Annotated in this window: 20 protein-coding genes; 9 read left to right on the forward strand and 11 right to left on the reverse strand. The window is 71.3% G+C overall.

Annotated features, from left to right (window positions below; all coding sequences use genetic code 11):
* Positions 1–10: 10 nt before the first annotated feature.
* On the reverse strand, positions 11–1,174 hold the full coding sequence (locus BCF44_RS01495) for a pyridoxal phosphate-dependent aminotransferase (protein ID WP_116172238.1): 1,164 nt from the start codon (positions 1,172–1,174) through the stop codon (positions 11–13).
* A 153-nt stretch (positions 1,175–1,327) separates the two neighbouring features.
* Between BCF44_RS01495 and BCF44_RS01500 the strand changes: the two genes are divergently transcribed.
* Positions 1,328–2,527 (forward strand): DUF445 domain-containing protein, encoded by a 1,200-nt coding sequence (locus BCF44_RS01500; RefSeq protein WP_116172818.1) that lies wholly within the window; start codon positions 1,328–1,330, stop codon positions 2,525–2,527.
* 407 nt (positions 2,528–2,934) lie between these two features.
* Here the strand turns inward: BCF44_RS01500 and BCF44_RS01505 are convergent, their stop codons facing one another.
* The gene (locus BCF44_RS01505) at positions 2,935–3,468 is read right to left on the reverse strand and encodes a CGNR zinc finger domain-containing protein (protein ID WP_116172239.1); all 534 of its coding nucleotides are present in this window, start codon (positions 3,466–3,468) and stop codon (positions 2,935–2,937) included.
* Between the two features lie 114 nt (positions 3,469–3,582).
* On the opposite strand from BCF44_RS01505, the gene BCF44_RS01510 reads away from it, so the two are divergent.
* Genes BCF44_RS01510 through BCF44_RS01520 form a run of 3 tightly spaced genes read left to right on the forward strand, consistent with a single transcriptional unit; the run spans position 3,583 to position 7,114 of the window.
* Entirely contained in the window at positions 3,583–4,107 is a 525-nt protein-coding gene (locus tag BCF44_RS01510) for a PadR family transcriptional regulator (protein ID WP_116172819.1), read from the forward strand.
* Positions 4,104–4,799: an ABC transporter ATP-binding protein gene (locus BCF44_RS01515; RefSeq protein WP_116172240.1), complete on the forward strand. Its 696-nt coding sequence runs from the start codon at positions 4,104–4,106 to the stop codon at positions 4,797–4,799. The genes BCF44_RS01510 and BCF44_RS01515 overlap by 4 nt, the downstream gene beginning before the upstream one ends.
* Positions 4,796–7,114 carry an FtsX-like permease family protein gene (locus BCF44_RS01520; protein ID WP_116172241.1) on the forward strand — a complete coding sequence of 773 codons (2,319 nt, stop codon included), beginning with the start codon at positions 4,796–4,798 and terminating at the stop codon, positions 7,112–7,114. Before BCF44_RS01515 ends, BCF44_RS01520 begins: the two co-directional genes overlap by 4 nt.
* Positions 7,115–7,117: 3 nt before the next feature.
* Here BCF44_RS01520 and BCF44_RS01525 read toward each other — a convergent pair whose 3' ends face one another.
* From BCF44_RS01525 to BCF44_RS01545, 5 genes are all read right to left on the reverse strand, one after another.
* Entirely contained in the window at positions 7,118–9,112 is a 1,995-nt protein-coding gene (locus BCF44_RS01525; protein WP_116172242.1) for an NACHT domain-containing protein, read from the reverse strand.
* A 98-nt stretch (positions 9,113–9,210) separates the two neighbouring features.
* A complete protein-coding gene (locus tag BCF44_RS01530; RefSeq protein WP_116172820.1) occupies positions 9,211–9,654 on the reverse strand; it encodes an RpiB/LacA/LacB family sugar-phosphate isomerase in 444 nt (147 codons plus the stop codon).
* A 14-nt stretch (positions 9,655–9,668) separates the two neighbouring features.
* Complete coding sequence (locus BCF44_RS01535; RefSeq protein ID WP_116172243.1) at positions 9,669–10,784, reverse strand: FAD-dependent oxidoreductase; 1,116 nt, start codon at positions 10,782–10,784, stop codon at positions 9,669–9,671.
* Positions 10,777–11,490 carry a MerR family transcriptional regulator gene (locus tag BCF44_RS01540; RefSeq protein WP_116172244.1) on the reverse strand — a complete coding sequence of 238 codons (714 nt, stop codon included), beginning with the start codon at positions 11,488–11,490 and terminating at the stop codon, positions 10,777–10,779. Before BCF44_RS01540 ends, BCF44_RS01535 begins: the two co-directional genes overlap by 8 nt.
* Positions 11,491–11,532: 42 nt before the next feature.
* Complete coding sequence (locus BCF44_RS01545; RefSeq protein WP_116172245.1) at positions 11,533–12,684, reverse strand: methyltransferase domain-containing protein; 1,152 nt, start codon at positions 12,682–12,684, stop codon at positions 11,533–11,535.
* Positions 12,685–12,791: 107 nt separating this feature from the next.
* Between BCF44_RS01545 and BCF44_RS01550 the strand changes: the two genes are divergently transcribed.
* From BCF44_RS01550 to BCF44_RS01570, 5 genes are all read left to right on the forward strand, one after another.
* Positions 12,792–13,196, forward strand: coding sequence for a helix-turn-helix domain-containing protein (locus BCF44_RS01550; RefSeq protein WP_116172246.1), 405 nt, complete (start codon positions 12,792–12,794; stop codon positions 13,194–13,196).
* A gap of 5 nt (positions 13,197–13,201) precedes the next feature.
* Positions 13,202–13,804 carry a hypothetical protein gene (locus BCF44_RS01555; protein WP_147328363.1) on the forward strand — a complete coding sequence of 201 codons (603 nt, stop codon included), beginning with the start codon at positions 13,202–13,204 and terminating at the stop codon, positions 13,802–13,804.
* Positions 13,805–13,892: 88 nt separating this feature from the next.
* Positions 13,893–14,189 carry a DUF2516 family protein gene (locus BCF44_RS01560; RefSeq protein WP_281283067.1) on the forward strand — a complete coding sequence of 99 codons (297 nt, stop codon included), beginning with the start codon at positions 13,893–13,895 and terminating at the stop codon, positions 14,187–14,189.
* A complete protein-coding gene (locus tag BCF44_RS01565; RefSeq protein WP_116172248.1) occupies positions 14,183–14,923 on the forward strand; it encodes an alpha/beta fold hydrolase in 741 nt (246 codons plus the stop codon). The genes BCF44_RS01560 and BCF44_RS01565 overlap by 7 nt, the downstream gene beginning before the upstream one ends.
* Positions 14,924–14,932: 9 nt before the next feature.
* Complete coding sequence (locus BCF44_RS01570) at positions 14,933–15,484, forward strand: YbaK/EbsC family protein (protein WP_116172249.1); 552 nt, start codon at positions 14,933–14,935, stop codon at positions 15,482–15,484.
* A gap of 11 nt (positions 15,485–15,495) precedes the next feature.
* Here BCF44_RS01570 and purU read toward each other — a convergent pair whose 3' ends face one another.
* From purU to BCF44_RS01590, 4 genes are read right to left on the reverse strand one after another with little or no spacing between them, the layout of a single operon-like run.
* Complete coding sequence (gene purU, locus BCF44_RS01575; protein WP_116172250.1) at positions 15,496–16,371, reverse strand: formyltetrahydrofolate deformylase; 876 nt, start codon at positions 16,369–16,371, stop codon at positions 15,496–15,498.
* Positions 16,372–16,392: 21 nt separating this feature from the next.
* On the reverse strand, positions 16,393–17,109 hold the full coding sequence (locus BCF44_RS01580) for a maleylpyruvate isomerase N-terminal domain-containing protein (protein WP_116172251.1): 717 nt from the start codon (positions 17,107–17,109) through the stop codon (positions 16,393–16,395).
* Positions 17,110–17,119: 10 nt separating this feature from the next.
* Positions 17,120–17,929, reverse strand: a complete 810-nt coding sequence (locus tag BCF44_RS01585) for a class I SAM-dependent methyltransferase (RefSeq protein WP_116172252.1) — start codon at positions 17,927–17,929, stop codon at positions 17,120–17,122.
* Positions 17,929–18,438: a DUF2505 domain-containing protein gene (locus tag BCF44_RS01590; protein ID WP_116172253.1), complete on the reverse strand. Its 510-nt coding sequence runs from the start codon at positions 18,436–18,438 to the stop codon at positions 17,929–17,931. Before BCF44_RS01590 ends, BCF44_RS01585 begins: the two co-directional genes overlap by 1 nt.
* Positions 18,439–18,452: the final 14 nt, after the last annotated feature.

The raw sequence follows: 18,452 nt of genomic DNA on the forward strand, positions 1-18,452 counted from the left end.
CCTCGTCCGCTCAGCCGAGCTTGCGCAGCCGCGCGATCGCCTCGTCGATTACGTCGTCGCGCTTGCAGAACGCAAAACGCACGAGATGCTGCCACTGATCGGGGTGATCGGTGAACACCTGCACCGGCACGCCGGCCACGCCGATGCGCTCCGGCAGCTGCCGGCACAGCTCGGCGCCGTCGGCGAAGCCCAGCGGGCGCACGTCCGCGCACACGAAGTAGGTGCCGGCGGCCTGTCGGACACCGAAGCCGGCGTCCGACAGCCCCGCGGACAGGCGGTCACGCTTGCGCTGGAGGTCGTCGCGCAGCTGGTCGACCCACGCCATCTCGTTGCGCAGCGCGTAGGCGACGGCCGGCTGGAACGGCGCGCCGCCGACGAACGTGAGGAACTGCTTGGCCGCGCGGACCGCCCCGACCAGCTCGGCCGGCCCGCACACCCAGCCGATCTTCCAGCCGGTGCTGTTGAACGTCTTGCCCGAGCTGGAGATGGCCAGCGTGCGGTCGGCCATGCCGGGCAGCGCCGACAGCGTCACGTGCTCGCGGCCGTCGAAGATCAGGTGCTCGTACACCTCGTCGGTGATCGCGATGAGGTCGTGCTCCTGGCAGATGCGGGCCACTTCCTCCATCTCCTGCCGGGTGAACACCGTGCCGGACGGGTTGTGCGGCGAGTTCAGCAGCAGGGCCTTCGTGCGGGGCGTCACGGCCGCCCGCAGCGCGTCCACGTCGAGCGCGAAGCGGTCGCCGTCCTCGACCAGCGACACCACCGTGCGGGTCGCGCCGGCCAGCGCCACCGAGGCCGCGTACGAGTCGTAGTACGGCTCGATCAGCACCACCTCGTCGCCGGGCTCGACCAGGGCCAGCAGCGAGGCGGCGATCGCCTCGGTCGCGCCGACCGTGACCAGCACCTGCGTGTCCGGGTCGTACTCCGTGCCGTACCGGCGGCGGTGCTCGGCGATCGCCTGCCGCAGCTCCGGGCGCCCCGGGCCGGGCGGGTACTGGTTGATCCCGTCGGCGATGGCCCGCTGGGCGGTCGCGAGCATCTCGGCCGGCCCGTCGGTGTCCGGGAAGCCCTGACCGAGGTTGACCGCGCCGGTCCGGGTGGCCAGCGCGGTCATCTCCGCGAAGATCGTCGAGGTGAACGGCCGCAGCCGCGGCACGAGAGCAGGTGTACGCACATCCGGATCCTCGCCGATCCTTCCCCGGGATGTCACCCGGGCGATCCCCGATCTGTGTCGCCGGACACGGCGATCGCCGTCGTGCGCAGGGAGAATGGAGCCGTGGAGCGACTCACCGCCGCGGAGGCGGTCAAGCGCCGTGCGCTGCGTCGGATGAAGCTGGTCGCCGTCGGCTTCCTGGTCCTGGCCACCGTGCTGTACGTGCTGTCCGGGATCTTCGCCGGACCGGTCTGGCTGGGCTACGTGCACGCCGCCGCCGAGGCCAGCATGGTCGGCGCGCTGGCCGACTGGTTCGCCGTCACCGCGCTGTTCCGCCGGCCGCTCGGACTGCCCATTCCGCACACCGCCCTCATTCCCAACCGGAAGAACCTGCTCGGGGCCAGCCTCGGCGACTTCGTCGGCAGCAACTTCCTTTCGGAGCAAGTTGTCCGGGACCGGCTGCACCGCGCCGACATCAGCAAGCGGTTCGGGGCGTGGCTGTCGCAGCGGGAGAACGCGGCGCGGATCACCTCCGAGCTCGCCAACGTCGCTCGCGGTGTCGTCGCCGTGCTTCGGGACGAGGACGTTCAGGCCGTCGTCGAGCACGCCGTCGTGCAGCGCCTCATGGCCATTCCGTGGGGCCCGCCGCTCGGCAAGCTTTTGGCCCACGTGCTGGCCGACGGTTCGCACCACAAGCTCGTCGACCTGATGTGCGACCGGGCGTACGAGTGGGTTCGCGACAACCACGACACCATCCAGCGCGTCGTCGCCGACCGGTCGCCGTCGTGGTCGCCGAAGTTCGTGGACTCGATCCTCGCCGACCGGGTCTACAACGAGATCCTCGGCTTCGCGTGGGCCGTCAAGACCGACGTCAACCACCCGATGCGGGGCACCCTGGACCGGTTCCTGATCGACTTCGCCGGGGATCTCCAGACCGATCCCATCACCATGGAGCGGGCCGAGGCCGTCAAACAGCAGGTGCTGACCCATCCCGAGGTGCAGCACGTCATCGGCACCACGTGGACCAACGCCAAGCGCATGCTCCTGGACGCCGCCGAGGACCCGTCCAGCGAGCTGCGCCGCCGGGTGCTGGAGGGGCTGGTGGTGCTCGGCGAGCGGCTCGAGACCGACGACGCCACCCGCGAGAAGGTCGAGGGCTGGATCGAGGGCGGGGCCGCGTACGTCGTCACCCACTACCGGGCCGAGATCCTCACCCTCATCACCGACACCATCGAGCGCTGGGATGCCGAGGAGACCTCCCGCAAGATCGAGCTCCAGGTCGGCCGGGACCTTCAGTTCATCCGCATCAACGGCACCGTCGTAGGCGCCCTCGCCGGCCTGATCATCTACGCCGCCTCCCAGTTCCTGTTCTGAGCGGCAAGCGTTTGTCCACAGGCCGGCGGAGTTGTCCACAGCTGGGGATCACGGAAGATCGACTTCGGGTCCGCGCTGGTAGACTGGGCTCGGGGACGGCCCCCTTGGGTTGGGTGGGTCATGTGTTGCGGGTCGTGCCGCCATGTCCGGCAGCGTTGGTTCCCCGTCATGTCCGGCAGCGTTGGTCCCCCGTCATGTCCGTGCCGTGCCGGTTCTTCCCGTCCGCCATGTCTGGCGGCGTCGATTCACATGTTCGGCGATGTTGGTCCCCCGGTCCGCCATGTCCAGCGGTGTCGGCTCACACGTCCGCCATGTCCGGCGGTGTTGGTCCCTCCGGTCCGCCGTGTCCGGCTGCGTCGGCTCGCATGTCCGCCGTGTCCGGCGGCGCCGGTTCTCCCGGCCGCGGGTCAGGAAGCGGTGCTGCGGGCTCGTTCCCGCCAGTTGCGGGCCTTCTCCCGGTTCCCGCACACCCGCATCGAGCACCAGGTTCGCGAGCGGTTCCGGGAACGGTCGTAGAACGCCCAGCGGCAGTCGTCGGCGGGGCAGATCTTGATCCGTTCCCAGTAGCCGAGCACGGCCAGCCGCGCGGCGGCGGCGAGGACGGCGCCGAGGGCGTCGCCGGCGGTGAGGACGGGAACACCGGCGCTGAGCTCGATGCGGATCGAGCCGTGGGTCATGTCGGCGGGCGGGGCGGCCTCGGCCTGCACGCCGTGGTGGGCGAGCGCGACGGACCGCAGCGCGTCTCTGCTGGCCCGTGCCTTGTGCGGCGCGCCGGCGGCGCCTAGTCGGCGGTCGGCCGCCCACTGTCGCCACGCCGCCTCGTCGTCCAGCACGTCGGTGGCCTCGGTCATGTTCACGGTGTTCAGGAAGGCGAGCAGGAGCTCCACGTCCCGCTCGGCATCCCAACCGGTTTCCTGCACGGCGCGAGCGCCGGCGGCCATACCAGTCACCACTCCACTCTATGCGGCAATTCCAACGTTCTGGATAAGTCCAGGTCGAGGGATATAAACCCGGTGTATAGACCGGAGGTATACACCGGGGGTAGAGTGGCCGGCATGTCGATCGGACTCACCCTGCTGGGCCTGTTGGAGACGGGTCCACGGCACGGCTACGACCTCAAGCGTGCCTACGACGAGCACTTCGGGCAGGACCGCCCGCTGCACTATGGCCAGGTGTACTCGACCCTGTCCCGGCTGCTCCGCGACGGCCTCGTCGAGGTCGACGGCGTTGAGGTCGGCGAGGGCCCCGAGCGCAAGCGCTACGCGATCACCTCCGCGGGGGTCACCGACGTCCACGACTGGCTGATAACGCCGGAGCGGCCGGAGCCGTACCTGCACAGCACGCTGTACACGAAGGTGGTGCTGGCGCTGATGTCCGGGCGCAGCGCCGCCGAGGTCCTCGACGTGCAGCGCGCCTCCCACCTGGAGACGATGCGCGGCCTGACCCGCCGCAAGTTGACCGGTGATCTCGCGGACCAGCTCATCTGCGACCACGCTTTGTTCCATCTGGAGGCCGACCTGCGCTGGCTCGAGCTCACCGCGGCCCGGCTCGACCAGCTCGCCAAGGAGGTTCGGCCATGAGCGCGGAGATCGACGGAGGGCCGCTGCTGGAGGCGGTGGACGTGCACAAGGCCTTCGGCCCGACGCCGGCGCTGGACGGCGCGGCGATCCGGCTGTGGCCGGGCGAGGTGGTCGCGGTCATGGGCCCGTCCGGCTCGGGCAAGTCGACGCTGCTGCACTGCCTCGCGGGCATCCTCCGTCCGGACAGCGGCACGGTGTACTACCGCGGCGCCGAGCTGAGTTCGATGTCGGACGTGGCACGCAGCGAGTTGCGGCGCACGGACTTCGGGTTCGTCTTCCAGTTCGGACAGCTGGTGCCGGAGCTGACGTGCCTGGAGAACGTGGCGCTGCCGCTGCGGCTGGGCGGCCAGCGCCGCCGCGAGGCCGAGCGGGCCGCGACCGAGTGGCTGGAGCGACTCGAGGTCGCGGACGTCGCCAACAAGCGGCCGGGCGAGACCTCGGGCGGCCAGGGGCAGCGCGTCGCGGTGGCGCGGGCGCTGGTCACCGGGCCGAAGGTGGTCTTCGCGGACGAGCCGACGGGCGCCCTCGACTCCCTCAACGGCGAGCGGGTGATGAAGCTGCTGGTCAACGCGGCCAAGGACACCGGTGCTGCGGTCGTCCTGGTGACGCACGAGGCGCGCGTGGCGGCGTACTCGGACCGTGAGGTCGTCGTCCGCGACGGCAGGACCCGCCAGGTGGAGCTCGCTCAGTGATCGTTCGGATGTTCCGCTGGTGGCAAGACCTGATGTTGGGGATACGTCTCGCGGTCAGCGGCGGCCGGGCCGGCTGGGGGCGCCTGGCGCTGACGGCGATCGGCGTCGGGCTGGGGGTGACGGTGCTACTGGCCGCGACCTCGGTCGGCAACATGCTGCAAGCCCGCGACGACCGCGGCTATGCGCGGTCGATCTCCAACGGGGACCCGAACCAGGCGAGGCAGACTCCCGTGGCCGGCGTGGATCCGGTCTACGCGGCCCAGCGCACGGACCAGTTCGCGGGCCGCGACATCACGGGCTACATCGTGCAGAAGACGGGACCGAACGCGCCATTGGCGCCGGGCGTCGACCGCCTGCCCGACCCCGGCGAGATGGTGCTGTCGCCGGCGCTGGCCGAGATGCTGAACGCGCCGGGCGGGGACCTGCTGCGACCCAGGTACACCGAGCGCGCAATCGGCGCTGTCGGGCCCGAGGGCCTGACCGGTCCCCACGAATTGTTCTTCTACGTAGGCGTTTCCGACGTGGCAGACCAGCACGAAGCGGTGCGGGTGTACCGGTTCGGCGTGCCGAGCGTGCCGACGAAGCTGACCGGCTTGCTGTGGCTGCTGATCGTGCTCGGCGCGGCCGCGTTGCTCGTACCGGTGGTCGTTTTCGTCGCCTCCAGCGCCAGACTTGCCGCCGCAGCAAGGGATCGCCGATTGGCGGCGCTGCGACTGGTCGGCGCGGACGGCGATCAGGTGCGGCGGATCGCGGCGGGCGAGGCCTTCGTGGGCGCCCTGACCGGGCTGCTCGTCGGCGTGGTCCTGTTCCTGATCGGCCGTTCGCTCGTGCCGAACCTGACCGTGCCCGCGTTGCGCGGCGGCATCTTCAGCGCGGACATCAGTCCTAATTGGATACTCGCGACGCTGATCGTCGTCGCGGTGCCGCTGCTCGCGGTCGCCGTCGCCACGTTTTCGTTGCGGCGCGTCATCATCGAGCCGCTGGGGGTCGTCCGCCGAGCCCACAACCAGCGTCGCCGGCTGTGGTGGCGGCTGGTGCCGCCGGTGCTCGGCATCGGTCTGCTGGCGACCCAGGGCGGCCGGCTCCGCAACGAGCTGACCGCCGGCTCGGAACTCCCAGTGGCGGCGGGAATCGTGCTCCTGCTGGCCGCCGTTCCGTTGGTGCTGCCGTGGATCGTCGAACGGGTCGTGGCGAGGCTGGCCGGCGGCTCGCCGGCATGGCAGCTGGCGATCCGGCGGCTGCAACTGGACAGCGGCACGCCGGCGCGGGTGGTCGGTGGCGTCGCGGTGGTGCTCACCGGCGCGATCGCGTTGCAGGCCATGTTCATTCCGGCCACGACCGAGTACGCGCCGGCCGTCGGCGAGCCGAAGATGTACGTCAGCATGCCGAGCGCGGACCTCCGCACCGCGTTCTCCCTTGAGGACAAACTGAGGAAGGTGCCGGGCGCGGGCCAGATCGACGCCGGTGCCTTCGCCGAGGTGCGCAACGGCGACGGCGGCCTGCTCGGCATGTACATCGCGAACTGCGACGATCTGCGCCGCAGCGCGGCCATCACGTCGTGCAGCGACGGCGACGTGTTCGCCGTCGACCCGCCGCCCGGCGCGAATCCGGTGGCACCGACCGCCGGGCAGCGCGTGACGCTCGAGTCGTACGCCGGCGGTTCGACGACCAACGTGGCGCAGTGGACCGTTCCGGCCATCACTGGCAAGGTGCGGCGGCAGCAGCACGGGCAGGCGACGGAAGGCTCGGTCCTGTACGCGACGCCAGCCGCGCTCGCCGGCGTCTCCTTGCCGATCGACGTCGAGGCGACAGTTCAGCTCAGTGCGAGTGATGACGTCGTCGTCCAGCACGTGCGCAATGCGCTGGTGCCGTACGGCTGGCGGGCGACCGCCTTCGCCGGCACGGCCATCGTCAGCGGCACCTTCTGGTTGATCGGCGAGGTGCTGACGATCGGCTCGGTGATCACGCTGTTGCTGGCGGCCGCCAGCCTGCTGGTGGTGGCCCTGGAGCAGATCCGCGAACGGCGACGGGCGTTGGCGGTGTTGACCGCCAACGGGGTCAAGCGGTCCGTGCTGGCGCGATCGCTGCTGTGGCAGTCCGCCGTGCCGATCGCGGTGGCGGTTGTCGTCGCGATGGTCATCGGCCTGACGCTGACCGGCCTGCTGCTCTACGTCTCCGGACAGCCGCTCGTGCTGGACTGGCCCGCTATGGCGCTGTTCGTGGGGACGGCCGTCGTGGCGGTGCTGGCCAGCACCGGCTGCACGCTGCCGTCGCTGTGGCGGGCCGCGAGTGTCGAGGGTTTGCGCGACGAGTAGCGATCAGCCCAGGTTCTGCACGAGCGCCGAATCCTTCGCGAGGTGGTCCTGGAGCCGGGCGTGACGGAACTGGTAGCGGGCGCCGACCTGCCGGAGCACCCCGAGCTTGTGGGCGTCCTCGAGGAATTCGAGCAGCCGGTACGGGAGGCGCCCGCGCATCGCCAGCCAGGTCCGCGCGACGGTGAACCACCACCAGTTGCGGGACATCACGGCGAGCACGAAGCCGAGCAGCGAGCCGGAACTGAAGCCGAGCCACACCATGCCGGTGCGGCCGGCGCCGAACAGCAGCGCGGCGGCGGATCCGACGCCGACGCCGAACACGAGGCAGACCAGGCCGACGAGGGCGCGATCACGCGCCATCGTCGCCTCGGGACTCGGCGGCCGGCTCAGCTCCACCGGACTGCCCAGCGAGAACCGCAGCGCGGTCGCGATCGCCACGCTCAGACCGGAGATGAGACCCGGATCCGCGCCGAACAGCGCGCCGAAGACCAGGCCGACGGCGGTGCCGGCGACCAGGCTGACCACCAGCATGCTGCGCGCCGCGCCGAAGCGCATCGACGCGGAAGCGTTGCGCCCCTTGGACGTCGCGTTCACGACGGTGCCGACGCTGACCAGGCAGCCGGAGCTCACCCCGGTCCATGACGCCACGTCCAGCACGGTCAGCTTGTTGACCAGGGCGACCATCATGCCGACGCTCAGCGCAGTCACCAGGCCGAGCGAGACCGCGCCGAAGACGGTGAGCCAGTAGCGGTGCACCAGCCGCCGGAGCTCCCACCACGGCAGTTCGCGCTGCTGCATGCGGGCGGCGAGGAACTCCAGCCACAGCTTGGCCTGCTCCGGCGGCCAGTGGTCCGACGTGACCGGCAGGTGCTCGGCGTCCTCCTCCGGGAACAGCGTCGGCACCAGCTCGTCGAGCAGGAACTCCTCGATCGTCGCGCGGTCGGGAAACCGGGTCGGGTCAAGGAGTTCGGTGGGGTTGGTGGCGACGTCCGCGTACTTCGTCCTGGTCAGCCACACCATCAGCGGGCTGCCCAGCGCCGCGGCGAGCGGGCCGTTCGGCTCGTGCCGGAGCTGCATCAGCAGCGGCTCCCAGCGGGACGCGCCGAACCGGCTCGAACTGCCGCGCAGCACCTCCGCCAGCGTCTCCTCGGCGACCGGCTCCAGCTCGACGACGTGCGCGTTGCGCAAGGGGCCGGTCTTCGCGACGGTCGACGCGTACGCCCGCCGCCGCGACGTCACCACCACCGGCGTGGCCGGCGGCATCGCGCGGTCGATCCCTTGCAGCGCCGAGATCCGGAGGTTGGCCGGCACCTCGTCGAAGGCGTCCAGGATCGGCAGGATCCGCCGCTGCTCGATGAGCAGGTCGGCGGCGTAGCTGCCGTACAGCTCGATGTTGCGCAGCGCCGGGTAGTCGTCGCGCAGCCGCTGGGTCATCCACGTGCGGAGATCCACCCGCGGGTTCCACGATCCCAGCGGCAGCACCAGCGGCAGCGGGTCGTTGAGGGCGGCGTCCTCCGACAGGCCCAGCGCCAGCAGCGTCGCGAGCGAGCTCTTGCCCGAGCCGGCCGGACCGAGCATCACCAGCCGCCGGCTCGGCAGCCGCCGGTACCAGGACACCAGTCCGTCGAGCGAGCCCGACAGCGCCGCCGTCGCGCACTTCGCGTCGGCGAGTTCGGGATCCGCGCCCGACCACGTCACGTTCAGCTGACATGGCCGCAGCAACTCCCGCAGGTCGGCCTCCGCCTGGAGCTGCGCGGTCGTTGCGACGGCGAGCGCCCGGCCGGCGGCGGCCAGCTGCGCGGTCGTGCTCGGCGCGGTGGCACCGGTGTGCCGCAGCCACGGGTCGAGCAGTCCGATCAACACGATGAACAGCACGACCACCGCGCCAAGCCAGGTGGTCGGGTTGACGCCGTCCTGGGTCCACACCAGGCCGACCGTCGCCAGCAGGGCGATCAGCACACAGGCGACGACGACGGCACGCTGCCGGTAGATGGACACCCCAGCATCATGACCGACCGCGCGTTACCGCGCGTCGGCTGGTGGTGGCGCGTCGTCACCGCGCATGCCGAATCGTTAGGCGGATCGGCGGATTCCGGTCAGCCCCGACCGATCTCGGCAAGGTGGTCGATGCTGGCCAGGTCGTCCTCGTCCTCAGTGACGTCGGCGGCGAACCACGCGTCGAGGATCTCGTCGAGCAGCGGCAGCGAGGTCAGGCGCAGGCTCAGCGCCAGCACGTTGGCGTCGTTCCAGCGCCGCGCGCCCTGCGCCGTGTACGGGTCGGTGCACAGCGCCGCCCGCACCCCCGGCACCTTGTTCGCCGCGATCGACGCCCCGGTGCCGGTCCAGCAGCACACCACGCCCTGGTCCGCGCGCCCCTCGGCGACGTCGCTGGCCGCGGCCTCGCTGGCCCGGGCCCAGTCGCTGGACTCGTCCGGGTTCAGCGCGCCGTGGGTCAGCACCTCGTGCCCACGCTTGCGCAGTTCCTCGGCGATGTCGGCGCCGATGCCGTCGAGCATGTCCGCGGAAACCGAGATCTTCACCGGACACACGCTACTCACCCCGCCCGGCGGCGGGAACGCCGGAACCACTCGCCCGGCGCCCGGACGCTGGCGTCCACCTCGGCGAAACCCTCCCTCAACATCACCTCCTCGTAGTTGTCCAGAGCCGTTCGCAACGGCCGCTCGCCGCGGTGCGCCGCGACCAGTTCCCGGCACAGCCGCGCGGCGTCGCGCAGCGCCAAGTTCGCGCCGGAACCGCGGCTCGGCGGCATCGCGTGCGCGGCGTCGCCGAGCAGCGTGACCGGCCCGACGCCCCATCCGCCGATCGGACCGGCGTGCCGGACCCGCACCGTGAACGTCTCGTCCGGCTCGCAGCGGTCGACCAGCGCCCGCAAGTTCGGATGCCAGCCACGCATCAGCTCCCGCACATCGCCGAAGTCGTTGGGCGGCGCGGTGAATCCCCACATCACGTAGTCGGGGACCGCGGGCAGCCCGAGCCTCGCCGGCGGTGTCGCGAAGCGCATGAGTCCCATCGCCAGGCCGTGGTGCCGCGGCCACGCCGTCACGGCGACAAAGCCCTTGTGCAGCTGGTCCGGGATGAGCGGCATCGTCTGCGGGGTCAGCAAAGTCTTGCCGTACACCACCTGGGCATCGGTGTCGATCAGCCGCGCGTCGGGCAGGAACTGCTTGCGCACCACGGAGTTGATCCCGTCGGCGGCGACCATGAGATCGGCCTCCTGGCGGGCGCCGTTGGCGAAGTGCGCGCGCACCCTGCCGTCGGGCAACAACTCGTATCCCGTGAACTCCTCGCCGAATCGCACCACTCCTTCCAGACCCCGCATCAGCGCCGCCCTCAGTGTGGACCTGTCGACGCACGTCCCGCTGGCGCCGGTGGGCACGACCTTCAGCGTTCGCAACCGCTTGGTCAGCACCGAGAACTGCGAGGTGGGTCCGCCGCCGGCGGCCCGGTGGAGTGCATATGCGCTGGTCGGGAGGCATTCCCGCAGGGCGTCATCGCCGCGGTCGTCGAGGTGCAGCCGGTAGCCCTGGCCGTGCGTGTCGGCCGCCGGATTTTTTTCGTGCAAGGTGGCGCGAATGCGTGATTTGTGCAAACCGCTGGTCAGGCACAGTCCACCGAGGCCGCCGCCGATCACCATCACCGACTCAAGCACCGCGCGCCGCCCGCGCTCGGTCGAGGTACTCGACGAGTCTCGCGTACGGATTGCCGCCGTTCTCCACCCACAGCTCGCGGACACCCTGGTGCGGCGTAGGCGATCCCTGGTTGAACAGCGCGCTCAGCTCGTCCATGCGGTCGACGATCGCGCGGACCTCCGGGGCCTCGGCCGGCGTGCCCGCCTCGAGCTCGGCCTGCGCACGGACGTAGAGCTGCGGCCACTCCACGCCGATCGCGTGCTGCCCGATCACGCCCAATTCGGCCGTACGAGTGCGAAGCCGCTCGACCTCGTCATCGCCGAGGTGATCACGCAGCGCCTGCTCGCTGAACGTCATCTCCTTGATCAGCGGTAGCAGGTCGATGCTCTCGCCGGCGTCGATCCGCATCAGCGCGGACACCACAGTCCTGCGCAGCTGCCGGCCCGCGGCGAGCTGCCGGTCCAGCCGGCGGAGCTGCTCGGCCAGCACGTCCCGGGAGTCCGAGCCGTCGAAGTCCCTGATCTCGTCCAGCCGCAGGCCGAGGCCCCGCAGCGCGACGATCCGGTACAGGGCGACGACATCGGCCTCGCGGTACACCCGGTGCCCGCTGCCGTTGCGCGCCGTGGGCTTCAGCAGCCCGATCTGGTCGTAGTGGTGCAGTGTGCGGACGGTCAGCCCGGTTGCCTGCGCTAACTCGCCGACCTTCCAACCGCGGTCGTTGGTCATGGGGGACACCCTGACACCTGACGCTACGTCAGGCGCAAGACCTTAGGTCAGCGGCCACCTGATCGTGGAGTCCGGGTCGTCCAGCCAGAACTCCTGACAGTCCGGCCCGACCGTCAGCCCGAAGCGCTCGCGCGGCGGCGTGTCCAGCGCCAACCACCGCTCGTAGGCGCCCTCGGCGATGGCCCAGAGCTGCCGCGGGCCGCCCTCGCGGACGCTGTGCCGCGCGTAGCAGGCCCACGAGCCGTCGGCGTGCGCGAGCCAGGTCTCGCCGTGCCCGCCGGACCAGGCCAGTACGTGCGGCAGCGCCAGCCCCGCGAAGAACTCGAACCGGTCGGCCGGTCGCAACAGCCGGGTCGCGGTGAGCCCGGTCGGCCGAACCGGCGCGGTCACGTCGCGGACCTTGTTGATCAACTCGTGCACCCCCGGCCCACGGTGCGCCCGCAGCGGCATGAACCGGCCGTCGTCGGCCAGCACCCGGCCGGTGGCGTGGCGCTCGCCGTCCACGGTGAGCTTGACCAGACCGGCGCCGATCGGCCGGTTCAGCGTCGTCACGACGTAGCCGCCCGGGGCGGTCTGTTCCAACCACGCCAAGGGAATCGTCGACACCGAGCAGGTGCCCAGGACCCGGTCGTACGGGGCGTTGGCCGGATACCCCTGCGCACCGTCGGCGGCGACGCAGGTCGGGTGGAAGCCGCTCGCCGCAAGGTGTTGCGCCGCCCGCGCGACGATCGCCGGGTCCACGTCGACCGTGGTGACGCGGTGCTCGCCCAGCCGGTGGCACAGCAGCGCGGCGTTGTACCCGGTGCCGGCGCCGATCTCCAGCACCCGGTCGCCGGTGCGGACGTCCAGCGCTGCCAACATGATCGCCATGATCGCCGGCATGCTGGACGAGGAGGTCGGCACGCCGTCGACCGGTCCGGCCAGCGCCGAGTCGCGCCGGGACTCGTCGCCGTTGAGCTGGGTCACCGCGACGCGGTTGGCGTACACGATCCGCAGCCAGCGCTCGTCGGTGTGGGGCAGCAGCGTCCACGCGCCGCTGGGCAGCTGCTCGAACAGCCATGGCAGGAACATGTGGCGCGGCACGTCCTCGAACGCCGCGAGCCAGCCGGAGTCCAGCGGCAGACCCTCGTCGACCAGCTCGTCCACGAGGCGGCCGCGCAGTCTGCGCGCCTCGCGTTCGAGGTCGGCACGCACACCGCACCACGGTAGACCGGTGTGACCGCAAGCACGCGACCAGTGTTAGCACTCCGCTTGCAACTGCTAGCACAGGTGCGTACCGTCGGAGGAGGAAAGGAGGCGGGATGGACAAGAAGAACAGCGTCGATCAGGCCGTGGAAGCGGTCGCCGACCTGGGGCGAGACATCGGCGACTACATCCGCGAGCAGCGCAGCAACGCGCAGATCTCGCTGCGGCAGCTGGCCAAGCTGGCCGGCGTGTCCAACCCGTACCTGAGCCAGATCGAGCGGGGTCTGCGCAAGCCCAGCGCGGAGATCCTGCAGCAGATCGCCAAGGGACTGCGGATTTCGGCCGAGGCGCTGTACGTCCAGGCCGGCATCCTCGAGCAGCGGGTCGGGGGCGCGGTGGTGGACGCCGTGCTGGCCGACACCGAGCTCACCGAGCGGCAGAAGCAGGTGCTGCTCGACGTCTACGAGACCTTCCGGCGGGAGAACGCTAGCAAGCACTCCGCCGACGCAACCGAGGAGTGATTTCGATGCCCACCCTTCCCACCACCGAGGACGTTCGCAAGGCCGGCGAGCAGGCCGCCGCCACCTTCGCCGCGCTGCTGGAGCAGGCGAAGACGCCGCTGCTGGCCGCGCTCGGCGCCGGCGACCTGGCCGGCAAGGCGCTGTCCGACGCGCTGACCAAGGCCCGCACCCAGGTCAACGAGCGGGCCGAGGCCGCCCGCACCGCCGTCGACGAGCTGCCGGGCCTGCGCGAGAAGCTGGACCCGTCCGAGCTGCGCAAGCTGCTGGACACCTACACCACGGCCGCCTCGAACCTGTACACCTACCTGGCCGAGCACGGCGAGGAGACGCTGGAGAAGCTGCGCGAGCAGCCGCAGGTCAAGATCGTGCTGGACCAGGTCGGCGACCTCCAGCACCGCGCCGACGACGTGCTGGGCAACCTGGCCCGCCGCACCCGCGCGACCGGCGAGAAGGTGGCCGAGGACATCGAGGAGGCGACCGAGGACGTCGCCGAGGCCGTTGTCGAGGCCGGCGCCGAGGTGGCCGCGGAGACCCGCAAGGTGACGAGCAAGGCGTCCGCGCCGCGCAAGACCGCCGCCAAGAAGGCCGACGAGACCCCCGAGGCCTGATCCACCGGCACCGCCGGGGAGCGCCCGCCGCGGCGCTCCCCGGCACTGTCATTCCCGTCCGCCGCCTCTGCGACGTAGGCTGACCTCCGTGGCCTTCCCTCTTGACTACTGGGTGCTGTTCGCGATCTGGTGCGCCGCCATGCCGGTCGGCGCGTACGCGTTCCTGCACGCGCTGCTCCAGCGCGCGGACGCGTACACCGCCGCGGACCGCATGACCAAGACGGCGTGGTCGCTCATCACCGGCGGCGGCCTGGCCGCGTTGCTGCTGTTCCGCCCGCAGAGCAGCACCTTCATCCTGTGGATGGCCGCCCTGGTGGCGGTGCTGGTTTACATCGTCGACGTGCGGCCGAAGCTGAACGAGGTCCAGCGCGGCAACCGTTGGTAGCCGCCTGGCAGGCGCACGGCCGCGGCACGCCGGTCACCCTGGTGGCGCCGGGTCTCGGCGCCACTCCCGGTGAGGCTCGCATCCCGGCATCCGGTTTGCCCGGTACGAGGGTCGTCGTCACGTTTCCGTCGCACGGCGACGCCCCGGACGCCCCCGCCGACTACTGGACGTATCCGACCATCGCGGCCGACATCGAGCGGATCGCCGACGAGGCACTGGCCACGCGTGCGGTCGGCGTCTCGATGGGTGCCGGCGGGATCACGACCCTGCTCACCCGTCGTCCGGACCGCTTCGAACGCGTCGTGCTGATGCTGCCGGCCGCCCTGGACAAGCCGCGGGCCACGCCGGCGATGTGGGCGTTCGAGCAGCTCGCCGAGGCCGTCGAAGCCGGTGACGTCGACGGCCTGCACAAGCTTGTCGCCGCGGAGGTGCCCGCTGGAATCGCTGTCGGCGAGCACGTTTCGACCCGGGTGACGGCGCTCCTGAGGCTCGGCGACGCGTTGCGCCTGCTGCCGGAGCAGGTGCCGACCCCTGACGCCTCCTTGCTGGCAAAGGTCACCGCTCCCGTGCTGGTGGTCGGGGCCGTCGGCGATCCGCTGCATCCCGAGCAGGTCGCACGCGATGTCGCCGCCGCGCTGCCGAACGGCCGGCTGGAGATCATCGACTCGCCGGCCCCGCTGATCACCCACCGCCGCGAGGTCCGATCGCTGCTCGTCGACTTCCTCGCTGGCTAATGTGACGCCATGGCGCAGTGGAGCATTGCTGGAACCTTGCAGGTAGGCCCGGCCCTGGCCCGACCGGAGCTGCTCGCCCCGCCGGTGCTGGACGCGATCCGGGCCCTGGACGCCGCCGACGTCGACCGCATCGGCGCCACCGAGATCGACCCCGACCTTGCCGACACGGCGGCGTTCTGCGAGCACTACGGCGTGCCGCTGGAGGCGTCCGCGAACTGCGTGGTCGTCGCCGGCAAGCGGGCCGGCGAGCTCCGGTACGCGGCGTGCATGGTGCTGGCCACGACCCGTGCCGACGTGAACGGCGTGGTCAAGCGCCGCCTCGACGTCCGCAAGGCGTCGTTCGCGCCGATGGACGAGGCCGTGGGCCTGACCGGCATGCAGTACGGCGGCATCACGCCGATCGGCCTGCCGTCGGACTGGCCGCTGCTGCTGGACGCCCGCGTCGCGGCGGAGCCGGAACTGGTCGTCGGTAGCGGCATTCGCGGCGGCAAGCTGCTCGTCCCCGGCGACCTGCTGGCCAAGCTCGCCGGCGCCGAGGTCATCGAGGGCCTGGCCGGCTAGCCCGCACCGATCTAAAAAACGACAGTGCGGTTGCCGTGCACCAGGACCCGGTCCTCCAGGTGCCAGCGCAGCCCACGGGCCAGCACGATCTTCTCGATGTCCCGGCCCTTGCGGACCATGTCCCGGTCCGAGTCGCTGTGGCTGACGCGGATCACGTCCTGCTCGATGATCGGGCCGGCGTCCAGCTCGGCGGTCACGTAGTGGCAGGTCGCGCCGACCAGCTTCACGCCGCGGGTGTGGGCCTGGTGGTACGGCTTCGCGCCGACGAAGGACGGCAGGAAGCTGTGGTGGATGTTCACCGCGCGGCCGGCCCACGCCATGCACAGCTCGTGCGGCAGCACCTGCATGAACCGGGCCAGCACGACGGCGTGCGGCTGGTGGCCGTCCACCAGCTGCCGCAGCTGCGCGAACGAGGCCGCCTTGCCCTCCGGGTCGCCCACCGGGAACGGCACGTGGTGGAACGGGATGCCGTGCGCCTCGGTGATGCCGGCGAGGTCCCGGTGGTTGCCGATCACCGACGTGATCTCGACGTCCAGCTCGCCGGAGGAGACCCGGCCGAGCAGGTCGTACAGGCAGTGGCCCTCCTTGGACACGAGGATCACCGCGCGCTTGCGTTCCCCCGTGTCGGTGACCCGCCAGTCCACCCGCGGCCCCAGCTCGCGGGCCACGGTGGCGAACCGCGCGCTGAGCTCCCGCATGTCGAACGGCAGCGAGGAGGCGAGGACCTCCTGCCGGGTGAAGAACCAGTTCGTGGCCTGGTCTGTGTGGTAGGCCGCCTCCACGATCCAACCGCCCGCCTCGGCCAGGAAACTCGCGATCCGGGCGACGATACCGGTGCGGTCGGGGCAGCCGAGGGTGATCACGTAACGGCGTTCGTTGGAGGACACAGCCGGAGATTCTGGCAGAGATCACGGGGGCGTGAGGGCGGCCAGAACCGAACGGTCACCACTGACGACGGCGGTGCTCGGCCGGCCCCACACCGACCGGTAGACCGCGTCGGCCGTGCCCACCACGCTGACGTCGGCGTTCACCGCGGCGCCGGGCTCGGTCGGCGCGACGGGCGTGCCGATGTCCACTTGTACCTGCCAGATCTGGCCGGCGTCGGCGGCGTGGTAGAGCACGGTGCCGGCGACCGTCGGCGGCCGGCGCTCGGTGATGGCCGGCAGCATCGCATTGACGAACTCGTCGACGCCGTCGGCGGCGAACTCCGTGCCGTACACCAGGGTCGGCAGGTCCTTGACGGCGCTGTCGGCATCGAGGCGGTGGATCGCCGTCTCGTGCGCGAGGCGACGAGCCATCGACCGCAGGTCGGTCGGCTTATCCCGTGACGTCCACACCTGCTGGTCGGGATCCCCGTCGCGCAACCGTTGCAGCAGCGTGGGAACCACGTCCTCCAAGTGGGCGAGGAGCTCCGGCCACGAACCCGAGGAACGCTCGAACTTCGCCTGCTCGCCTTCCATGGCGCGCAGGATGAAGTCGTACACGCCGACCACGTGCACGACCAGGTCTTCCATCCGCCAGTCCGGGCAGGTGGCGATTGGGATGTCCGGCCCCGCCTGGATGGCGGACTCCCGAAACGCCGTGCTCTGGGCGTGGAACGCGTCGGTCAACTCCGCGTAGTGCACCCGACCGACGTTAGCCCGCCGGCGCCACCGCCGACCAGCGAACGGTGATCTCGCCCAGCCGCCACCGGCGCCGGTCGTCGAGCACCGGCCAGCGGTCGGCCACCAGCCGGCACGTCTCGACCCAGCGCGCCCGCGGCCCGAACGGCGCGTACGGGGCGGCGGTCGCCCAGCAGTCGTCCATCGCCGTGAGCAACTCGTGCACCCGCTCGCCGGGCACGTTGCGGTGGATCAGGGCCTTGGGCAGGCGTTCGGCGACGTCCGACGGCGTCGCGATGTCCGCCGGCTTGCACGCGATGGTGAACGTCAGCGGGCCCGTCTCGTCGAGCAGGACCCAGCAGCAGCGCCGGCCGATCTCGTCGCACGTGCCCTCGACCAGCAGCCCGCCGGGCGCGAGGCGGCCGCGAAGGCCGTCCCAGGCCTGCAACGCGTCCGCCTCCGAGTACTGCCGCAGCACGTTGAACGCGCGCACCAGCGCCGGTCGCAGGCCGGCGAGCTCGAAGCCGCCGCGGCGGAACGTCAGCAGCGGCGGATCGGCGGCATGCTCGGCGGCCGCGACCCGTTCGGGATCCAGCTCCAGGCCCACCATGCGCAGGTCGGGGCACACGGTCCGGAGCCGCGCCGCCATCTCGACAGTCGTCACCGGTGTCGCCCCGTAGCCGAGGTCCACCACCAGGGAGCCCGCCGCCAGGGCAGTGCGCACGGTGGGGTCGCCGACCATCCAGCGGTCGACGCGGCGCAGCCGGTTCGGGTTGGTCGTGCCGCGGGTCGGCAGGCCCATCGCTCGGGCGCGGCCGGCCGCCAGCCGTGGTTGCTTGGCCATCAGCTCTCGTGCTTGGCCAGCCACTCGGTGGTGTGCTCGAACTCCCGGGTCAGCAGCTTCACGATCTGGCCGGAGACGATCTCCTCGACCTTGCCGCCGACGAACGGGATGTTCACCGCCACCTCGCCGCGCATCAGCATGGTGCTGCCGCCGGCGGCCTCGTCGGACAGCCGCATCGCGCCCTTGATGTGACCTGGGACACCCGGGATGCCGGCCTGTACCCGCCCCAGCCAGCCGCCGTCGCCGTTGCGGTCCCAGTCCTCTGTGCGCTCGATCACCAGGTCGCCCTTGAGGAACGCGCGGACCGCCGACGGCAGCTCGCTGGCCGGCACCCCGTGCCGCAGCCGCAGGTGCACTTTCTCGCCGTCTACCTGGTGCTCCAGCAGGGTGGCGTCGGTGCCGCCGAGCTTGCTCAAGCGGTCGCGCAGGTAGGTCGGGTCGACCAGGGTTGTGTGGACCTGGTCGGCGGTCCACCGGGTAGTCGCCTGGTGCTCAATGCGGCGTGCCATGTCGCGGAGGCTAC

It is taken from the genome of Kutzneria buriramensis (genome assembly GCF_003387475.1).
Taxonomy (GTDB): Bacteria; Actinomycetota; Actinomycetes; order Mycobacteriales; family Pseudonocardiaceae; genus Kutzneria; species Kutzneria buriramensis.